The sequence below is a fragment of the Streptosporangium sp. NPDC048047 genome, assembly GCF_040653115.1.
In the GTDB taxonomy this organism is placed as follows: Bacteria; Actinomycetota; Actinomycetes; order Streptosporangiales; family Streptosporangiaceae; genus Streptosporangium.
The window spans coordinates 62,829-79,933 of record NZ_JBEZNH010000004.1 but is presented as its reverse complement, the minus strand read 5'-3'; the positions used below and the strand labels follow the sequence as shown (position 1 = coordinate 79,933).

The window sequence follows — 17,105 nt, the reverse complement described above, 5'->3', positions numbered from 1 at the left end:
AATAGGTTCTTACTACTCTGGCGGCCATGACCACGCAGACCCCCGCCGGCTGGTACCCGGATCCCTACGGCTCACCGCAGCTGCGATGGTGGGACGGGAACCAGTGGACCGACGCCACCCATCCGGTGGAGACCCCCGCCGGACCGGCGTCCCCGCCCCCGACCGGGCAGCATCCCGGCCAGCCGGGCCCCGCCGGGCCGCTCCCCGGCCAGGCGGGCCGGACCGGTCCGCACGACCATCCGGCCCCGGCGGGCCCGCCCGTCCAGCCGGGACAACCGGGACAACCGGGACAGTACGGCCCGCACGAGCATCACGACCGGCCCGGACAACAGGGCCGGCACGGCCAGTCCGGTCAGTACGGCCAGCCTGGACAGTACGGCCAGCCTGGACGGTCCGGGCAGCCTGGACAGTCCGGGCAGCCGCCGTGGGGCGGCCCGCCGAACGTCACGGCGCAACTGCCCGCGGGCGCGTACGGCCCGCCGCAGCCGCGCCGGAACGCCTCCCTGCCCTGGATCCTCGGCGTCGGCGGCGCGGTGGTCCTGGTCGTGGCGATCGTCGCCGCCGCGTTCCTCATCAACCCCGGGGGCCGTGAGCGCGCGGACGACCGCCCCCCGTCTCCTTCGGCTGCGACCACGGAACCGACGCCCTCGCCGTCGGACCCGGGGACGCCGGAGCCGCTCCCCTCGGACGGCCCCGAGCTGCCCCAGCCGGAGGACGGACGCATCTCCGACTCCACCTCCGGCCTGTCCTACGACTTCCCCGGTGAGCCCTGGAAGGTGCCGCCCGGCACCCGTACGGACGGCACGAGCTTCCTGGGCGGCAGCAGGGTCGAGGCGATCTCCCAGAAGGACTTCGACGGCGAGGGCCACGACTGGGTCGGCAACGTCTTCACCGGCGAGCTGCCGGACAGGTTCGGCTACGACGGCGTCCCCGGGATGCGGGCCACCCTCGCGTCGCTGCTGCTGGGCATCGAACCGGTCTTCTACAGCCCCCCGCACGACAAGAAGATCATCGAGAACAAGGCGATCAAGGTGAGCGGCAGGGACGCCTGGCTCCTCGTCTTCGACATGGACTTCTCCAAGGAGGCCAAGGCCAACGGCTGGAAGTTCAAGAAGGAACGCGGCGCCATGGTGCTCGTGGACCGCGGCGCGGGCAGACGCCCGGCGCTGATGTACATGTCCGTGCCCGACAACCTCGGTCTCCAGGTGGTCGACCGGGTGGTCGACTCCCTCAAGCTCTCCTGAAGGTGGGACTACGCTGAAGGCTATGAGTGACCTGCTGGTCTGGATCGACTGTGAGATGACCGGGCTCGATCTCGGCCGAGACGCCCTTGTCGAGGTGGCCTGCGTGGTCACGGACAGTGAGCTGAACCAGCTCGACGAGGGCATGGACGTGGTGATCAAGCCCCCGCCGGAGGCGGTGGAGCAGATGTCGGACGTCGTCCGGGAGATGCACACCGCGTCCGGGCTGCTGGAGTCCCTTGAGGGCGGGGTGACCCTGGCCGAGGCCGAGGCCATGGTCCTGTCCTACATCAGGGGCCACGTCCCCGAGGCGAAGCGGGCGCCGCTGTGCGGCAACTCCATCGCCACCGACCGCTCCTTCATCGCGCGCGACATGCCGGGGGTGGACGCCTTCCTGCACTACCGGATGGTCGACGTGTCCTCGGTCAAGGAGCTGGCCCGGCGGTGGTATCCGCGGGTGTACTTCTCCGCGCCGGAGAAGCAGGGCGGGCACCGGGCGCTGGCCGACATCACCGAGAGCATCCGGGAGCTGCGCTACTACCGCGCGGCGGTCTTCGTGGCCCAGCCGGGACCCGACTCCGCCACGGCACGCGAGCTGGCCGAGGGCGTCTCGGCGGAGCCGGCCTGACGGCGCGGGACGCCCGCGGACGGGGCACGGACCAGGCCGCGGGCACGGCACGGAACGGGCGTACGGGCCGGGAGCGGAACGCGTTCGCGAAACGCGGTACGAAACGACTCCCGGGAACCGCTACACTTTTCCATGTGCTGCCACGGCAGACGCGGTGGGTGTAGCTCAGTTGGCAGAGCGCCAGGTTGTGGTCCTGGATGTCGAGGGTTCAAGTCCCTTCACTCACCCCACGGGGAACGGCCGGTCCTACGGGACCGGCCGTTCCGCTTTCCATCCGCGACTGGATCACCAAATCCAGATATAACCGGTTATGCTCACTTCATCGCCTCGCCGTAAGACCGGGGGGTTTCGGCGACCTGACCGTGTAGCCGCCACGGAGGCCGGATGAGATCCGACGACGCCCCCCACTCCCCCCATCCCGCCGACCCGCGGGTCGCGACGGGCCTGAGCAGACGCGAGGCGGAGGTCATGGAACTGATAGCCACGGGCCGCTCCAACGGGCAGATCGCCCAGCACCTCTTCCTCAGCGAGAAGACCGTGAAGAACCACGTGAACCGGATCTACGCCAAGCTCGGCGCCGACTGCCGGATGACCGCGATCGGCCTGTGGAGGCAGCGGGAGGCCTCGAACGAGGGCCGAATACGATGATCATGTGATCAAGAGTCGCGACATATCGTCAAACAGGTCACCTCTGCGGTTCGTCGTACTGCTCATCGGGTTGTCCGTGCCCTTCTGGCTGCTCGGCGCCCTGGGCGGGAACCTGGCGGAGTCGCTGGGCGCCGATCTCCCGGTGAGCGCGTTCATGGCGGTCTGCCCGCTGCCGGCGGCGGTGCTGCTCGTCCGCGGGGAAGGCCGGCGGCTGCACGCGGGCTGAAGGCAGTGAGCACCCGGGAAGGCGTCGAGATCGGGCGGGCCGGCCCGCCGGCCGCGCACGGTGTCGACGTCCGGATGGAGAACGACCCGCGAGTTGGACCGGTCATCCGGCACGGAACCGGATCTTACCCGTGGTCCGGTCGCCGTCGTAGGTTCGTGTTCACCAGTCCGCCCGTGCTCACGGGCCCGCGGGACCCGCGTACGTCGCGCGGACGTGCGGCCCGCGGCGTCCCGCCGTCCCCTTCCGCCGGGACACCACGTGAAAAGGAGATCCACCGGTGATCGTCATCGCCCACCTCAGCGACATCCACATCGACGACGGACAGCGCAGCGCCGACCGCGCCCGCGCGGTCATGGACCATCTGGAGGGGCTGCCCTGGGACCTGGACGCCGTCGTGGTCACCGGTGACATCGCCGACCACGGTCTGGCCGGCGAGTACGAGCTGGCCCGGCGGATCCTCACGTCCCGCCACCCGGTGCTGACCTGCCCCGGCAACCACGACGAGCGCGCCGCGTTCCGCCGCGTCCTGCTCGGACGGCCCGCGGAGGCGGGGCGGACGGCGGCGGAGACAGGACGGACGGAGACGGAGGCGGAACCGGCGGCGGAAGCGCCCGGGACGACCGCGACGGGGGAACCCGGAGCCGCGGACGCGGTGGACGAGGTCGCGGCGCCGGTCAACCAGGTCCACCGGGGGAACGGGTTCGTCCTCGCCCTGTGCGACTCCTCGGTGCCCGGCAAGGACCACGGCCACCTGGAGGAGGAGACGCTGGCCTGGCTGGCGGACGTCCTCGACGGCACCCCGGACACCGTGCCGGTGCTGGTCGGCTTCCACCACCCGCCGGTCCCGCTGGCCATCCCCTACGTCGACGAGATCCGCCAGTTCGGCGAGCGGCGCCTGGCCGAACTGGCGGACCGCCACCCGAACCTCCTCGCCTTCCTGAGCGGGCACGCCCACACCCCCGCGGCGACGACCTTCGCCGGCCGGCCCCTCCTGGTGGCCCCCGGGGTGGTGTCCACGCTCCGGCTGCCCTGGGACCACCGGGCCCATGCCGACGACCACGCCGACCTGACCCACCCGCCCGCCCTCGCCTTCCACGTCCTGGACGACGAGGGGAGGCTGACGACCCACTACCGGTGGGTCCCCGGCGCCTGACCTCCGCCCCGCCGTACGGCGCCCCGCCCAACGGAGCGGCTTCGTACGGCGGAGCGGCTTCGTACGGCGGGCCGCTTCGTACGGCGGGGCGGCCCCGTACGGCTAGGCCGGCGGGGGCGCGTCCCGCAGGGCGGTCAGGGCGCGGGAGACGGCCTCCGTCCCCTCCTCCAGCTCCTCGCGGGTGATCGACAGGGCCGGGCGCAGCCGTACCGACCGCTCGCCGCAGGGCAGTACGAGCACGCCCTCGTCCTGCCGGAGCAGGGTGACCAGCCGGTCGCGCGCGGCCGGGTCCGGCAGGTCGAAGGCGCACATGAGGCCGCGCCCCCTGGCGTTGCCGACCAGCTCGGGGAAGCCGGCCTGGATCTTCTGCAGCGCGGCGAGGAGCTCGGCTCCGAGCTCGCCGGCCCGGGCGATGAGCCCGTCGCGCTCGATGATCTCCAGGATCCGGCGGGAGCGGACCATGTCCACCAGCCCGCCGCCCCAGGTGGAGTTGATCCGCCCGCTCACCCGGAAGACGTTGTCGGGCACCAGGCCCACCCGGCGGCCCGCCATGATCCCGCCGACCTGGACCTTCTTGGCGAAGGCCACGATGTCGGGGCGCAGGCCGAGCTGCTGGTGGGCCCAGGGGGTGCCGGTGGTGCCCGCGCCGGTCTGCACCTCGTCCACGACGAACAGGGCGTCGTGCTCGTGGCAGAGCCGTTCCATCGCCTGGAGGAACTCCGCCCGCATGTGGTTGTCGCCGCCCTCGCCCTGGATGGGCTCGGCGATGAAGCAGGCGATGTCGTGCGGGTGCCGTTCGAAGGCCGCCCTGGCCTGGGCCAGGGCCCGCTCCTCGGCCGCCTCGACGTCGCCGAGGTGGACGGCGGGCACCTCGATCCGCGGCCAGTCGAACTTCGGGAAGCGGTCGGTCTTGACCGGGTCGGTGTTGGTCAGCGAGAGGGTGTAGCCGCTGCGGCCGTGGAAGGCCCGGGTGAGGTGGAGGACCCGGGTGCCGAGTCCGGGAGAGCGGCCCTCGGCCTCGTTGCGGCGGCTCTTCCAGTCGAAGGCGCACTTCAGCGCGTTCTCGACGGCCAGCGCGCCGCCCTCGACGAAGAAGAGGTGCGGCAGCTCGGGGTCGCCCAGCACCCGGACGAAGGTCTCGGTGAAGTCGGCGAGGTGGACGGTGTAGAGGTCGGGGTTGGCCGGCTTGTTCGCGGCGATCCTGCCGAGGAGGGCCAGGAAGGCGGGGTCGTCGTCGAACGGGTTCACACCCAGCGGCGCGGAGGCGAAGAAGGTGTAGAAGTCCAGGTAGGTCCGGCCGGTGCGGGCGTCGACCAGCCGGGAGCCCCGGCTGCGTTCCAGATCCAGCACCAGGCGGTAGCCGTCGACGAGCAGATGACGAGAGAGCCGGCCGTGAACGTCCATGTCGCCTCCACAGGGTGTGGGAAGATGATTCCCCGTTGAACGGTCATCCCTATGGAGACGTTACGCAGAAGAGGCTGTTTTTATAAATATTCTTCGGTGTCTCCCCGTGGTGACCTTTTCGGGCGCCCGGTACGGCGGAGCCGCCTCCCCGATGCCGGGAAGGCGGCTCCGGGCCCGGTGACCCCCGGGTCAGGCGGGGGTGGGAGCGGCCCCCGCGGGACCGGCCCTGCGGGAGTGGAGCGCCCGCACCCGGAAGGCGAGCGCCACCAGGGCGACGCCGTAGACGATCGCCATCGTGCCGATGAGCCAGACGACCGCCAGCGCGCCGGCGGCCGGCCAGGCGAACAGCAGGACGCCGAACAGGACCGCCAGCACCCCGCTGAGGATGAAGGCCCACTCCCCCGTGGCGGCCCTGCGCAGGCGGATCCCCGCCATGATCTCCGTGATGCCGACGACGACGGCCCAGGCCGCGATCAGGAGCAGCAGGGCGAGCGCGGTGATCCCCGGCCAGACGAGGGCCGCGACGCCGGCCAGGACGCTCAGCACGCCGTAGGCGATCATCCAGGCCCGGGAGCCGCTCTCCCGCGAACCGAACAGGGCGAACACGCCGTTGACGACGGCGTAGACGCCGAAGACGACGACCAGGGCGAAGACCGTGATGCCCGGCCAGAGGATCGCCAGCAGGCCGAACAGGATCGCGCAGGCTCCGCGAACGAGATAGACCCACCATGTACGGGTCAGCTCTTCCATGACCCACCTCCCCTTTTGACCGATTTATGCCCAGAAATCCCCCGGCAGCAGGCCACGGATCGGTCAAAAGGGTCTTATCTTCCCGAGATCCACCGGCTCAGCGGCTCGCCCCGCGCCCCCGCCCTCCTCACCGGCCCGCCCCGCGCTCCCCACCCTCCTCACCGGTCCGCTCCACGCTCCCGGCCCACCTCGTCCTCCTCGCGGGGCCGCACGACCGCGACCGGGCAGTGCGCGTGGTGCAGCACGCCATGGCTGACCGAGCCCAGTACGGCCGAGCCGAACCCGCCCAGCCCCCGCGCCCCGACGACGACCAGGTCGGCGCTCCGCGACTCCTCCGCCAGGAGGGGCACCGGGTGCGCCGGAACGGCCGACTCCGCCACCTCGACGTCGGCGTACTTCTCCCGCCAGGGCTCCAGGCGCTGCCGGGCCGTACGGACCTCCGCCTGGAACGACTCCTCCAGCAGGGAGGCGTGGTCGAGGGCGCGGACGGGGAGCACCGGGTTCCGCCGCCCGTGGACCACGCGCAATCGGGCCCCGCGCAGCCGGGCCTGGGCGAACGCGTGGCCGAGGGCGGCCTCGGAGTGCTCGGAGCCGTCGAAGCCGACGACGACCGTCCCGTGGACGGTCCGGGCGGGGGCGCGGACCACGACGACCGGGCCGGGGGCCCGTCCGGCCAGGCCCAGCCCCACCGACCCGAGCAGCAGCTCGGCGAAACCGCCCGCCCCCCTGCTGCCGATCACGACCTCGTCCGCCCGTTCGGCCTCGTCCCGCAGCCTCTCGACCACCGCGCCGGTCACCACGGCGCCGGTGACCTCGATCTCCGGCGCGCACTCGCGGGCCCGCCGTACCGCCGCGTCCAGCACGTCCTCGCAGTAGCGGGTCCGCACGTCCTCGTTCGCGCCGGTCCCGGCCGGCGGGAACGCGGCGGCCCACGGCTCACGCACGTGCACGACCCTCAGCGCCGCGCCGCCGCGCGCGGCGTCCAGCGCGGCCCACTCCACCGCGGCCGTCGCGGACTCGGAGCCGTCGGCCCCGACGACGATCGATCCGGTCATCGTTCTCCTCCTCGATGGTCTTCGCTCGCGTCCCGCACGCTCCTGCCGGACGTACCCGCGCCGTCCCGATCCTCCCGCTTCCCGGCACGCGCCCGTCCGGACATGCCGACGCCCGCCCCGGGGGCGGGGGCGGGCGCCGGACGGGGACGGGTCTCACCTCAGGATCGGCAGGCGGCGGACCAGGGCGGTGGCGCCCCACCACCGTCCCAGACCCAGGGTCCCGCCCGCGCCGGCCAGGGCCAGCCCGATGAGGACGGCGGCGTAGACCAGGTGCTCGTCCAGGAAGGGGTTGTTGGCCAGCGGCAGCTCGGCGGCCCACATCAGCACCAGCATCAGGGTGCCGGCGGCGGCGGCGATCCGCATGCCCACGCCGAGGACGAGCGCGACGCCGATGCCCAGCAGGCCGGTCATGAACAGCCAGTCGACCCAGGCGTGCCCCGCCAGGGCGCCGAACAGGCCGCCGAGGGCGTTGTCGCCGGCGCCCTTGAGGAAGCCGGTGGTGGGGCTGCCGCCGTTGAGCCAGGCGCGGTCGGCGGGGGTGGCGAAGCCCCAGCCGAAGACCTTGTCGAGGAAGGCCCACAGGAAGATCCAGCCGATGCCGATCCGGGCCGCGGCCCAGGCGTAGGCGGCCGGCCGCGCCGTGGCCGGGGTCTCCCCGGCGGTGGTGACGGCGTCGTCCCGGGTCGGGGTGGCCACGGCGGCGGGCCGGTGGGTGAGCTTGCGGTTGGTGTGGTGGTGCGCGGTGGCTGCCATGGGGGGCTCCTTCGTCGCCGGCCGCTGCCGGTGTTCCCTGCTCTCCTGGTACGTCTCCATCAAATCCTTTGCATCGCCTTTGCCGGAGGTGCCATACGGCTCACTCCGGGGCGGCGGAGGTCCCGTCCATCCGGGACCTTGGTCACTCACCGCCCACACGGGCCGTCCGCCGCCTGGCGCTCGCCGCGGGCCGAGCCCTGGAAGCGGGCGGGAGGGGGCGGGAGGGGGCGGGAGCGGGCGAACGGGCCGATCGGACCGGGAGGCCGCCCGGCGCGAAGGCTCCGTGGACGGCCGGCACGTCAGGAGGCTCCGTAGACCACCAGCGAGACGGCGACGTACTGGACGACGTAGGCCGCGACGGTGAAGGCGTGGAAGACCTCGTGGAAGCCGAACCATCGGGGCGAGGGGTCGGGACGGCGCAGGCCGTACACCACACCGCCCGCGGTGTAGAGCAGCCCGCCCGCGATCACCAGGGCCACCGCGGCCACCCCGGCGCCGGACAGGAGCTGGGGCAGCACGAACACCGCCGTCCAGCCCAGCGCGATGTAGAGGGCGGTGGACAGCAGGCGCGGGGCGGAGATCCACAGCACCCGGAACAGCACCCCGGCGATCGCGCCGGCCCAGATCACGGCCAGCACCACGACACGGGCCGGACCGTCGAGGGCGAGCAGCGCGAACGGGGTGTAGGTGCCCGCGATGATCAGATAGATGTTGGCGTGGTCCAGGCGGCGCAGCACCCTCTCCAGCCGCGGGGAGAGCGTGCCGCGATGGTAGGTGGCCGAGACGCCGAAGAGCAGGCCCGAGGTGATCGCGTAGACCGCGGCGGCGAGCCGCGCCTGCAGGGTGGGGCCCAGGGCGACGAGGACGTACCCGGCGATGATCGCGACGGGAAGCGCCCCGGCGTGCAGCCAGCCGCGCAGCCGCGGCTTGATCGACATGGAGATGGACGGTCTCTGGGTGCCGGTCGAGCTCATGAACCTACGGTAGCGTAAGTTACGTAGCCGTAGGTTGTGACCTTCCCTACACCGCCGAAGCCTCCCCCGGCCGCCCGCGCCGAACCATCAGGCGTCGGCCCCGTCGCCATCCCCGGCCATCCGCGCGGAACCGCCTTGCCCATAAAGACAACCTGGTTTACCATATGGACAACCTGATTGACCTTCGGATCCGGCGCATCGGTCACCCGTGCCCGGAGCCGCCCGGTCGTCCCCGCGCGGCCCTCCCGGCCGCCGGCCCCGTCCCGCCCCCGTCTCCACTCCGCGACCCGCTCACCGGGCCCGGAGGGAACCCCCGACACCGGAAGAGAGCCATCCCGTGACCAACGACCTCTTCGTCCCCCACACCCTCGAAAGCGCCCCCGCCGAGGCCCGCCCCACCATGGAGGCCACCATTCGCAAGTTCGGCCACCTCCCCGCGGCGGTGGCGCTGATGTCCGAGGCCCCGCACCTGCTCAAGGGATTCCTCGCGGCCAACGCCGCCTTCGAGCAGACCTCCCTGACCCCGCTCGACCGCGAGGTCGTCGTCATGACGGTCGCCACCCGCAACGCCTGCCACCTCTGCGTGGCGATGCACACCGCCGCGCTGGCCGGGCAGGAGGCGCCCGCCGAGCTCGTCGAGAGCCTGCGGGAGCGCAAGCCTCTCTCCGAACCCCGACTGGAGTCGCTGCGGCTGTTCACCCTCGCGGTCATGGACCGCCTCGGCGCGGTCACCGACGAGGAGATGCGCGCCTTCCTCGACGCCGGCCACACCCCCAGGAACGCCCTGGAGGTCGTCCTCGGGGTCGGCGCCTACACGATCTCCACCTTCGCCAACCGGATGACCGCCGCACCCCTCGACCCCTCGCTGCGGCCCTTCGCCTGGAAGGGCGAGCCGAGCTGACGGGACGCCCGTTCAGCCCGAAGCGCGAGCCCGGCCGGGACGCCCGTTCACCCCGGGAACGCGAGCCGCCCGGCGGGACGCCCGTTCACCCGGAAGGGCGAGCGGACCTGGAAGGATGGACGGCCGGGAGACGATGCACCAGGAGAGGCGGGCCGCGGGCCATGAGCAGGCGGGAACCACGGGAGCCGATGCCGGGCCGCTACCCGGTCACCTTCGGCGAGGTAGAGCTCCTGGCCGACCTCGACCGGCCCACCGGGTGGGTGATCTCCTCCGGGGGCGTGCCCCAGTCCTACGTGGACCTGGACGACCCCACGTACCTCGACTTCGAGTACGTCCAGCTCATGGCCATCGTGATCGACCTCCTCGCGGAGGGGCCGGTGGACGCCGTGCACGTGGGCGGCTGCGCCTGCACGCTCCCCCGCTACGTCGCCGCGACCCGTCCGGGGTCGCGGCAGATCGTCGTCGAGCCGGACGGCGGTCTCGTCCAGCTCGTCAGGGACCAGCTCCGCCTGAAGTCGGTGCCCCGGCTCAAGGTCAGGATCCTCGACGGCCGCACCGCGACCGCCGCGCTGCCGGACGCCTCGGCCGACCTGTTCGTGCTCGACGCCTTCAGCGGCGCCACGATGCCGCTCGACCTGGCCACCCGCGAGTACATGGACGACGTCGTCCGCGTCCTGCGCCCCGGCGGCACCCTGCTCGTCAACGTCGCCGACGGCAAGGGCCTGGCCTTCGCCCGCCGGCTGCTCGCCACCGTCGGCGGCGTCTTCCCGCACACCGCCCTGCTCGCCGAGCCGGGCGTGCTGCGGGGACGCCGCTTCGGCAACCTCATCGTCGCCGCGTCCCGCGCCGAGCTGCCCACCGACGGCCTGACCCGCCGGAGCGCGGGAGGTCTCACCCAGGCCAGGTGCGTGTACGGCAGGGCGCTGACCGACTTCGTCGCCGGAGCGCCACCGCTGCGTGACGGCGACCCGGTGGTCACCCCGGTCCCGCCTCCGGGCGTGTTCGGCTGAGGGCGGGGCGCGGCGAACGGCCGAACCCCTGAGGGCGGAGCGCGGCGGACGGCCGGACCCCGGCCACCGGCCACCGCCGGGGAGGCGTCACGGTGATCGCAATATACTATTTTCATATGGGTAAAGAGGGTTTTGTACCGTACATGATCATGTCTCCCGACGCCGTGAAGCAGTCCGTCGCGAGACCCTTCACGACGGAGGGCGCCGAGCTGACCGAGGCGGCCGTCGCCGAGGCGAACGAGCTGTACGCGGTGGGGAACTTCTGGGGCGACGACCAGGCAGGGAGGATCTTCTACCACGGCGACTCCGGATCACCGGGCTACCGGCATATGGCCGAGGGGGTCATGGGCGAGGCGCACGCGCTCGGGGGCCTCTGCGTCCGGATCGGGGACCGCATCTTCACCATGGGAGCGAACGTCGAGGCCGCCGAGTGGGAGGCCATCTCCCACGTGCCGCGGATGCCGTGGTGAGGCTCGGGCGCCCGGCGCTGTACCCGCTGGGCCTCACCGGGATGGCGGCCCTCGTCGCCTATGACGTGTACGAGCACTGGCCGGAGGGCGACCCGGAGGGGGCGCGCGCCGCGGCGGCCGTCTGGAGGTCGCTCGGCGAGCGGGTCCGGAGAGCGGCGAACGCCCTCGACCCGGTGGCGGCGCGGATGTGGCGGGACCACCCCGGCGAGGGCAGCACGGCGTTCCGGCGGTTCTGGCAGGGCGGCCTGCTGGCCGTCGCCGCGCGCCCCGCCGGCGGCGGGGACGAGGGCGTCCGCCTCTCCTTCGAGGAGTACGCGGGGGCCGTCGCCGCCCACTGCGAGATGACGGCCGAGGCGTGCGAGGGGTACGCGGAGGCGGTCGAGGCGACCCGGCACGCCCTGGAGGTCCTGGCCGCGACGAGCATGGCGCAGCTGGCGTTCGCCGGATCCTGGCCGTGGCTGGGCGGGCCCGGCACGGCCGCCGTCAAGTGGGCCGCCGAACGCCTGTACCGGCGGATGCGGGCCCGGCTCATCGGGCAGCTCCTCGAACGGCACGTCGCGCAGATCGTGCGGGAGAAGGCGGCGACGTACGTCGCGGGGAGCGCCTTCTTCGCGCTCGGCGACACCGCCCTGTCGATCGGCACGAAGGCGGCCTTCGGCGACGGCCCCGGCTCCTTCGAGGACAACGCGGTGGCGACCATGAAGGACTTCGCCTCCTGCCTGGTCTTCTTCGGCGTCTGGGACCTCACCAAGGCCGGCCCCCTGTCCCGGGTGTTCCGGAACAACGACCTGGGGGACTTCGCCTCCTACTACACCGGGTCGACCTCCTACACCGTCACCTACAACGCGCTGAGCGGAAAAACCGGGACCGACCTGGCGCCCACCCCGGAGCAGCTCGCCGGCAAGCTCTTCATCGGTACGGCACAGCGCGGCAAGGCCCCCGGATGACCCGGTGACCCGCGCCTGTCCGGCACGGAATAGTTGAAGTATCAACTGAGTTGACGTCAACGAGTTCTTTGGAAGGAGCCGTAAATGCCCGCCGTGACCGTCGAGAACCCGCTGACCCTGCCGCGCGTGGCCGCGCCGGCGGACGCCGTGCCGCGCCCCGTGATCGGCGTGACGACCGCACCGAGCGGTTTCGAAGGTGAGGGCTTCCCCGTCCGCCGGGCGTTCGCGGGGATCCATCACCGCCATCTGGACCCGTTCATCATGATGGACCAGATGGGCGAGGTGGAGTACCGGCCCGGGGAGCCGAAGGGAACCCCGTGGCACCCGCACCGCGGCTTCGAGACCGTCACCTACATCATCGACGGCGTCTTCGACCACCAGGACTCCCACGGCGGTGGCGGCACGATCACCAACGGCGACACCCAGTGGATGACGGCCGGCTCCGGCCTGCTCCACATCGAGGCTCCGCCGGAGCACCTGGTCATGTCCGGCGGGCTCTTCCACGGCCTCCAGCTGTGGGTGAACCTCCCGGCCAGGGACAAGATGATGACCCCCCGCTACCAGGACATCCGCGGCGGCAGCGTCCAGCTGCTCACCTCCCCGGACGGAGGCGCGCTCCTGCGCGTCATCGCGGGCGAACTGGACGGCCACGAGGGCCCCGGCGTCACGCACACGCCGATCACCATGATCCACGCGACGCTGGCGCCGGGTGCGGAGATCACGCTGCCGTGGCGGGAGGACTTCAACGGCCTCGCGTACGTCCTGGCGGGCCGCGGGGCGGCCGGCGCCGAGCGCCGGCCGATCCACCTGGGCCAGACCGCGGTCTTCGGCGGCGGCGGCTCGCTGACCGTCCGCGCGGACGAGAAGCAGGACTCCCACACGCCCGACCTGGAGGTCGTGCTGCTGGGCGGGCGGCCGATCCGGGAGCCGATCGCTCACTACGGCCCGTTCGTCATGAACACCCGGCAAGAGCTTCAGCAGGCGTTCGAGGACTTCCAGAGAGGCCGGCTGGGCACGATCCCGGCCGTGCACGGAATGTCCGGGGGCGGCCTGTAGGGCACACCGGGCCGCGCGGGGACGGGTCCGGCCAGGCCATGGGCGGCTCGTGGAGCGAGGTCTGCCCGCCCCGCTCCGGCCGGTCCCCGCCGGCCGTCTCCGAGGCCCGATACCTCCCCGCCCCGCACAGCGCCCTACAAACTTCACGGCCGGACCTTTGTCCGGTCCGGCCATTGGGCTGACCGGCGCCGGGTCCGAAGATCGGTTCCATGGATCTGCTGACCCGGCTGGTGGACAAGGGCATGCGCGGCGAGTCCGCGACACGCGAGGAGGCGCTGGCGGTGCTGGCGACCTCCGACGACGACCTGCTGGCGGTGGTCGCCGCGGCGGGGCGCGTGCGGAGGCGGTGGTTCGGGAACCGCGTCAAGCTCAACTACCTCGTCAACCTCAAGTCCGGCCTGTGCCCGGAGGACTGCTCCTACTGCTCCCAGCGGCTCGGCTCGACCGCGGGCATCCTGAAGTACAGCTGGCTCAAACCGCAGGAGGCGGCGGAGGCCGCCGAGGCGGGCGTGGCGGGCGGCGCCAAGCGCGTGTGCCTGGTGGCCAGCGGGCGCGGGCCCACCGACCGCGACGTCGAGCGGGTGGCCGACACCATCGCGGCGATCAAGGACCGTGCCCCGGACGTGGAGATCTGCGCCTGCCTGGGACTCCTGTCGGACCGGCAGGCCACCCGGCTCCGCGAGGCCGGAGTGGACGCCTACAACCACAACCTCAACACCTCCGAGGAGGTCTACGGCGAGATCTGCACCACGCACACCTTCGCCGACCGCGTCCGGACGGTGCGCAGCTCCCACGAGGCGGGCCTGTCGGCCTGCTCGGGGCTGATCGCGGGCATGGGAGAGACCCCCGGGGACCTGGTGGACACCGTCCTCGCGCTGCGCGAGCTGGCCGTGGACTCGGTGCCGGTGAACTTCCTGATCCCCTTCGAGGGCACCCCGCTGTCGGAGAACTGGACGCTGACCCCGCAGCACTGCCTGCGGATCCTGGCGATGACCCGGTTCGTCTGCCCCGACGTGGAGGTACGGCTCGCCGGCGGCCGGGAGATCCACCTGCGAACCCTCCAGCCGCTCGCCCTGCACGTGGTGAACTCCATCTTCCTGGGCGACTACCTCACCAGCGAGGGGCAGCCGGGCGCGGCCGACCTCGACATGATCGCCGACGCGGGCTTCGAGGTCGAGCAGGCCGGTGAGCCGTCGCTTCCCGAGCACCGCCGTACCCGGGACGGCGACACGGCCCCCGCCCCCGCCGCCGATCGGGAGGGCACGGCCGCCGACGCGTCCACCGGCGCCGCCGGTTCCCCGGCGCCCGCCCGCACCGACCTGGTCGCGCTGCGCCGTCGCGGCGCGGGCACCGGCCTGCCGCCCAATGCCTGAGCCCGGTACGCCCGCCCGGGGCGACGTCGCGCGGCTGCTGGAGCTGGACCGGGCGCACGTCTGGCACCCGTACGGGCCGATGCCGGGGCAGGAGGCCCCGCTGCTGGTGGAGTCCGCCTCCGGGGTACGGCTGCGCCTGGCCGAGCCCGTCGAGGGCCGGACCGAGCTGATCGACGCCATGTCGTCGTGGTGGGCCGCCATCCACGGATACGGCCACCCGGCGCTGGACGCCGCCGTCCGCGACCAGCTGGGCCGGATGAGCCACGTGATGTTCGGCGGGCTCACCCACGAGCCGGCGATCCGGCTGGCCGCCCGGCTGGTGGAGCTCACCCCCGATCCGCTGGAGCACGTCTTCCTGGCCGACTCCGGCTCGGTGTCGGTCGAGGTGGCCGTCAAGATGTGCCTGCAGTACTGGCGCTCGCTCGGGCGGCCCGCCAAGCACCGCCTGCTGACCTGGCGCGGCGGCTACCACGGCGACACCTTCCTGCCGATGTCGGTGTGCGACCCCGAGGGCGGGATGCACGCCCTGTGGACCGGGGTGCTGCCGCGGCAGGTCTTCGCCGACGCGCCGCCCCAGGGGTTCGACGCCGAACCCGACCCCGCCTATCTCGCCCACCTGGCCGATCTGATCGGACGGCACGCGCACGAGCTGGCGGCGGTCGTCGTCGAGCCGGTGGCGCAGAACGCCGGCGGCATGCGCTTCCACTCCCCCGGCTACCTGCGGGCGCTGCGCGAGCTGTGCGACGCCCACGACGTGCTGCTGGTCTTCGACGAGATCGCCACCGGCTTCGGCCGCACCGGCGCCTTCTTCGCCGCGGACCACGCGGCCGTCTCGCCCGACGTGATGTGCGTGGGCAAGGCCCTCACCGGCGGCTACCTCACCATGGCCGCCGCCCTGTGCACCTCGGAGGTGGCGTACGGCATCGGCCGCGGGGAATATCCCGTGCTCGCCCACGGGCCCACCTTCATGGCCAACCCGCTGGCCGCCGCCGTGGCCTGCGCCTCCCTCGACCTGCTCGGCGACGGGGCGTGGGAGGCGCGGGTCAAGCGGGTCGAGGCCGGGCTGCGGGCGGGGCTGGCCCCGGCCCGTGAGCTGGACGGCGTCCGCGACGTGCGGGTCCTCGGCGCGATCGGGGTGATCCAGCTCGACCGGGAGGCGGACCGGGCCGCGGCGACCCGCGCCGCCGTACGGCACGGGGTGTGGATCCGGCCGTTCCGCGACCTGATCTACACCATGCCGCCCTACGTCACCGATGACGCCGATCTGGCCCGGATCACGGCCGCGCTCGTGGCGGCCGCCGGCGCGGTCGGCTCGGCATGAGGGTGACGCGGGCGACGTACGGCGGTCGGCTCGGCATGAGGGTGACGCGGGCGAGGCGCGGCTCGGTCAGCTCGGCATGAGGGTGACGCAGGCGACGCGGGCGCCGGCCGCGCCGGCGTCGGGGCCGGACGCCTTGGTGGGCTCGGCGTGGATGACGAGGGAGCGGGGCCGATGGGCCGGGGTGAACGCCCAGTCCTGCCGGGAGGTGGCCGTGGCCGCCCCGGTGGCGTCGGTGGTGAAGTCGAGCCAGAACTCGGTGGCGGCGCTCGCCCCGGCGGTCTCGTGCCCGTGCCCCGCGTCGGCACGCGGGTGACCGCCCTTCGCGTCATGCCCGTGACCGGCCTTCGCCCCGGGCCCGTGGCCCGTGCCGGGATGTGAGTGGCCGGGGCCACCGGGTCGCCGGAAGTGCGGGCCGGCGGCGGCGGGCTTCTTCCCGCAGGGATCGACGTGCAGGTGCGCGCCGTACGTCCGGCCGGGGAGGAAGCCGCTGACCGTGGCCGTGGTGACGGCGAACACCGACCCCGACTCGGCGGTCACCTGGACCGAGGCGCCGGGCGGCGCCAGTGCGGCGTCGTAGACGATCGCCGTGGCCTTGGGGGCGGCCGCGGTGAGCACTCCGCCTCCGGAGAGACGGACCGCGGCCGGGGGCGGGTCCTGGGCCGGGATGGGGTCCTGGGCGGGGATGTGGCCCACCGGGTGGGACGCCACCTCCCGCTGCTCCCCGCAGGCCGCGCAGAGCAGCCCGGCGGCGGCGAGGACGACGACGGCGGCACGCATACGGCATCTCCTTCGGCGGATACGGCGTGGGCGGCCACTCTATTGAGTGACCGCATGATCACGCATGGTATTCGCCGTTCCCGTCGCCGTCAGGCGTGGGAGGCGGCGATCTCGTCGATCCGCGCGGCCAGGGTGAAGTCCAGCTCGGTCAGGCCGCCCGCGTCGTGGGTGGTCAGGGCGAAGCTGAGCTTGCGCCAGCGGATGTCGATGTCGGGGTGGTGGTTGAGCTTCTCCGCCTCGACGGCGATCTCGTCGACGATGCGGATCGCGGTGGGGAAGTCGCGGGCCTCGATCACGCGGCAGATCTCATGGCCCTCCAGCCACCATTCGGGTACGTCGTTCATCTTCCGGGTCACGGCGGAGTCGTCAAGCGGGTCCATCGGGCCATGACATCACACCGGGGACGGCCGCGCGGGTA

18 protein-coding genes, 1 tRNA gene and 1 pseudogene are annotated in these 17,105 nt (G+C 72.9%); 13 read left to right on the top strand and 7 right to left on the bottom strand.

Going from position 1 to position 17,105, the window contains the following annotated elements:
• Positions 1–26: 26 nt before the first annotated feature.
• From AB0D67_RS04990 to AB0D67_RS04965, 6 genes and pseudogenes are all read left to right on the top strand, one after another.
• Positions 27–1,244: a DUF2510 domain-containing protein gene (locus AB0D67_RS04990; protein WP_362930024.1), complete on the top strand. Its 1,218-nt coding sequence runs from the start codon at positions 27–29 to the stop codon at positions 1,242–1,244.
• A gap of 22 nt (positions 1,245–1,266) precedes the next feature.
• Complete coding sequence (gene orn, locus AB0D67_RS04985) at positions 1,267–1,869, top strand: oligoribonuclease (protein ID WP_362930022.1); 603 nt, start codon at positions 1,267–1,269, stop codon at positions 1,867–1,869.
• A gap of 154 nt (positions 1,870–2,023) precedes the next feature.
• A tRNA-His gene (locus tag AB0D67_RS04980) sits at positions 2,024–2,099 on the top strand.
• Positions 2,100–2,307: 208 nt separating this feature from the next.
• Positions 2,308–2,517 (top strand): annotated as a pseudogene (locus AB0D67_RS04975) (LuxR C-terminal-related transcriptional regulator); the annotation flags it as partial.
• Between the two features lie 4 nt (positions 2,518–2,521).
• Positions 2,522–2,743 carry a hypothetical protein gene (locus AB0D67_RS04970; protein WP_362930020.1) on the top strand — a complete coding sequence of 74 codons (222 nt, stop codon included), beginning with the start codon at positions 2,522–2,524 and terminating at the stop codon, positions 2,741–2,743.
• Positions 2,744–3,020: 277 nt separating this feature from the next.
• Entirely contained in the window at positions 3,021–3,896 is an 876-nt protein-coding gene (locus AB0D67_RS04965; RefSeq protein ID WP_362930018.1) for a metallophosphoesterase, read from the top strand.
• 102 nt (positions 3,897–3,998) lie between these two features.
• On the opposite strand, the gene lat is transcribed toward AB0D67_RS04965, so the two are convergent.
• The 5 genes from lat to AB0D67_RS04940 all read right to left on the bottom strand — a co-directional run bounded on the left by lat (position 3,999) and on the right by AB0D67_RS04940 (position 8,832).
• On the bottom strand, positions 3,999–5,300 hold the full coding sequence (gene lat, locus AB0D67_RS04960) for an L-lysine 6-transaminase (protein WP_362930016.1): 1,302 nt from the start codon (positions 5,298–5,300) through the stop codon (positions 3,999–4,001).
• Positions 5,301–5,489: 189 nt separating this feature from the next.
• Complete coding sequence (locus AB0D67_RS04955) at positions 5,490–6,050, bottom strand: HdeD family acid-resistance protein (protein ID WP_362930014.1); 561 nt, start codon at positions 6,048–6,050, stop codon at positions 5,490–5,492.
• 158 nt (positions 6,051–6,208) lie between these two features.
• Positions 6,209–7,105: a universal stress protein gene (locus tag AB0D67_RS04950; protein WP_362930012.1), complete on the bottom strand. Its 897-nt coding sequence runs from the start codon at positions 7,103–7,105 to the stop codon at positions 6,209–6,211.
• Between the two features lie 153 nt (positions 7,106–7,258).
• Positions 7,259–7,858 (bottom strand): hypothetical protein, encoded by a 600-nt coding sequence (locus AB0D67_RS04945; protein WP_362930010.1) that lies wholly within the window; start codon positions 7,856–7,858, stop codon positions 7,259–7,261.
• A gap of 299 nt (positions 7,859–8,157) precedes the next feature.
• Positions 8,158–8,832, bottom strand: coding sequence for a hemolysin III family protein (locus tag AB0D67_RS04940; protein WP_362930008.1), 675 nt, complete (start codon positions 8,830–8,832; stop codon positions 8,158–8,160).
• Positions 8,833–9,169: 337 nt separating this feature from the next.
• Between AB0D67_RS04940 and AB0D67_RS04935 the strand changes: the two genes are divergently transcribed.
• From AB0D67_RS04935 to AB0D67_RS04905, 7 genes are all read left to right on the top strand, one after another.
• Positions 9,170–9,733: a carboxymuconolactone decarboxylase family protein gene (locus AB0D67_RS04935; protein ID WP_362930006.1), complete on the top strand. Its 564-nt coding sequence runs from the start codon at positions 9,170–9,172 to the stop codon at positions 9,731–9,733.
• A gap of 161 nt (positions 9,734–9,894) precedes the next feature.
• Entirely contained in the window at positions 9,895–10,743 is an 849-nt protein-coding gene (locus AB0D67_RS04930; protein WP_362930004.1) for a fused MFS/spermidine synthase, read from the top strand.
• A gap of 149 nt (positions 10,744–10,892) precedes the next feature.
• The gene (locus AB0D67_RS04925; protein WP_362930002.1) at positions 10,893–11,213 is read left to right on the top strand and encodes a hypothetical protein; all 321 of its coding nucleotides are present in this window, start codon (positions 10,893–10,895) and stop codon (positions 11,211–11,213) included.
• Positions 11,210–12,160 carry a hypothetical protein gene (locus tag AB0D67_RS04920; RefSeq protein WP_362930000.1) on the top strand — a complete coding sequence of 317 codons (951 nt, stop codon included), beginning with the start codon at positions 11,210–11,212 and terminating at the stop codon, positions 12,158–12,160. The genes AB0D67_RS04925 and AB0D67_RS04920 overlap by 4 nt, the downstream gene beginning before the upstream one ends.
• Positions 12,161–12,244: 84 nt before the next feature.
• On the top strand, positions 12,245–13,216 hold the full coding sequence (locus AB0D67_RS04915) for a pirin family protein (protein ID WP_362929998.1): 972 nt from the start codon (positions 12,245–12,247) through the stop codon (positions 13,214–13,216).
• 209 nt (positions 13,217–13,425) lie between these two features.
• Positions 13,426–14,589: a biotin synthase BioB gene (gene bioB / locus AB0D67_RS04910; RefSeq protein WP_362929996.1), complete on the top strand. Its 1,164-nt coding sequence runs from the start codon at positions 13,426–13,428 to the stop codon at positions 14,587–14,589.
• Positions 14,582–15,910, top strand: coding sequence for an adenosylmethionine--8-amino-7-oxononanoate transaminase (locus AB0D67_RS04905; protein WP_362929994.1), 1,329 nt, complete (start codon positions 14,582–14,584; stop codon positions 15,908–15,910). Before bioB ends, AB0D67_RS04905 begins: the two co-directional genes overlap by 8 nt.
• 66 nt (positions 15,911–15,976) lie before the next feature.
• Here the strand turns inward: AB0D67_RS04905 and AB0D67_RS04900 are convergent, their stop codons facing one another.
• Positions 15,977–16,687, bottom strand: coding sequence for a hypothetical protein (locus AB0D67_RS04900; protein WP_362929992.1), 711 nt, complete (start codon positions 16,685–16,687; stop codon positions 15,977–15,979).
• Positions 16,688–16,776: 89 nt separating this feature from the next.
• Positions 16,777–17,067, bottom strand: a complete 291-nt coding sequence (locus AB0D67_RS04895) for a 4a-hydroxytetrahydrobiopterin dehydratase (RefSeq protein WP_362929990.1) — start codon at positions 17,065–17,067, stop codon at positions 16,777–16,779.
• Positions 17,068–17,105 lie beyond the last annotated feature (38 nt).

Bases quoted from the DNA above. Each gene is read 5' to 3' on its own strand.
- AB0D67_RS04990 (WP_362930024.1), top strand. From the start codon at position 27: ATGACCACGCAGACCCCCGCCGGCTGGTACCCGGATCCCTACGGCTCA.
- orn (WP_362930022.1), top strand. From the start codon at position 1,267: ATGAGTGACCTGCTGGTCTGGATCGACTGTGAGATGACCGGGCTCGAT.
- lat (WP_362930016.1), bottom strand. From the start codon at position 5,300: ATGGACGTTCACGGCCGGCTCTCTCGTCATCTGCTCGTCGACGGCTAC.
- AB0D67_RS04955 (WP_362930014.1), bottom strand. From the start codon at position 6,050: ATGGAAGAGCTGACCCGTACATGGTGGGTCTATCTCGTTCGCGGAGCC.
- AB0D67_RS04950 (WP_362930012.1), bottom strand. From the start codon at position 7,105: ATGACCGGATCGATCGTCGTCGGGGCCGACGGCTCCGAGTCCGCGACG.
- AB0D67_RS04945 (WP_362930010.1), bottom strand. From the start codon at position 7,858: ATGGCAGCCACCGCGCACCACCACACCAACCGCAAGCTCACCCACCGG.
- AB0D67_RS04940 (WP_362930008.1), bottom strand. From the start codon at position 8,832: ATGAGCTCGACCGGCACCCAGAGACCGTCCATCTCCATGTCGATCAAG.
- AB0D67_RS04930 (WP_362930004.1), top strand. From the start codon at position 9,895: ATGAGCAGGCGGGAACCACGGGAGCCGATGCCGGGCCGCTACCCGGTC.
- AB0D67_RS04925 (WP_362930002.1), top strand. From the start codon at position 10,893: ATGTCTCCCGACGCCGTGAAGCAGTCCGTCGCGAGACCCTTCACGACG.
- AB0D67_RS04915 (WP_362929998.1), top strand. From the start codon at position 12,245: ATGCCCGCCGTGACCGTCGAGAACCCGCTGACCCTGCCGCGCGTGGCC.
- bioB (WP_362929996.1), top strand. From the start codon at position 13,426: ATGGATCTGCTGACCCGGCTGGTGGACAAGGGCATGCGCGGCGAGTCC.
- AB0D67_RS04905 (WP_362929994.1), top strand. From the start codon at position 14,582: ATGCCTGAGCCCGGTACGCCCGCCCGGGGCGACGTCGCGCGGCTGCTG.
- AB0D67_RS04900 (WP_362929992.1), bottom strand. From the start codon at position 16,687: ATGCGTGCCGCCGTCGTCGTCCTCGCCGCCGCCGGGCTGCTCTGCGCG.
- AB0D67_RS04895 (WP_362929990.1), bottom strand. From the start codon at position 17,067: ATGGACCCGCTTGACGACTCCGCCGTGACCCGGAAGATGAACGACGTA.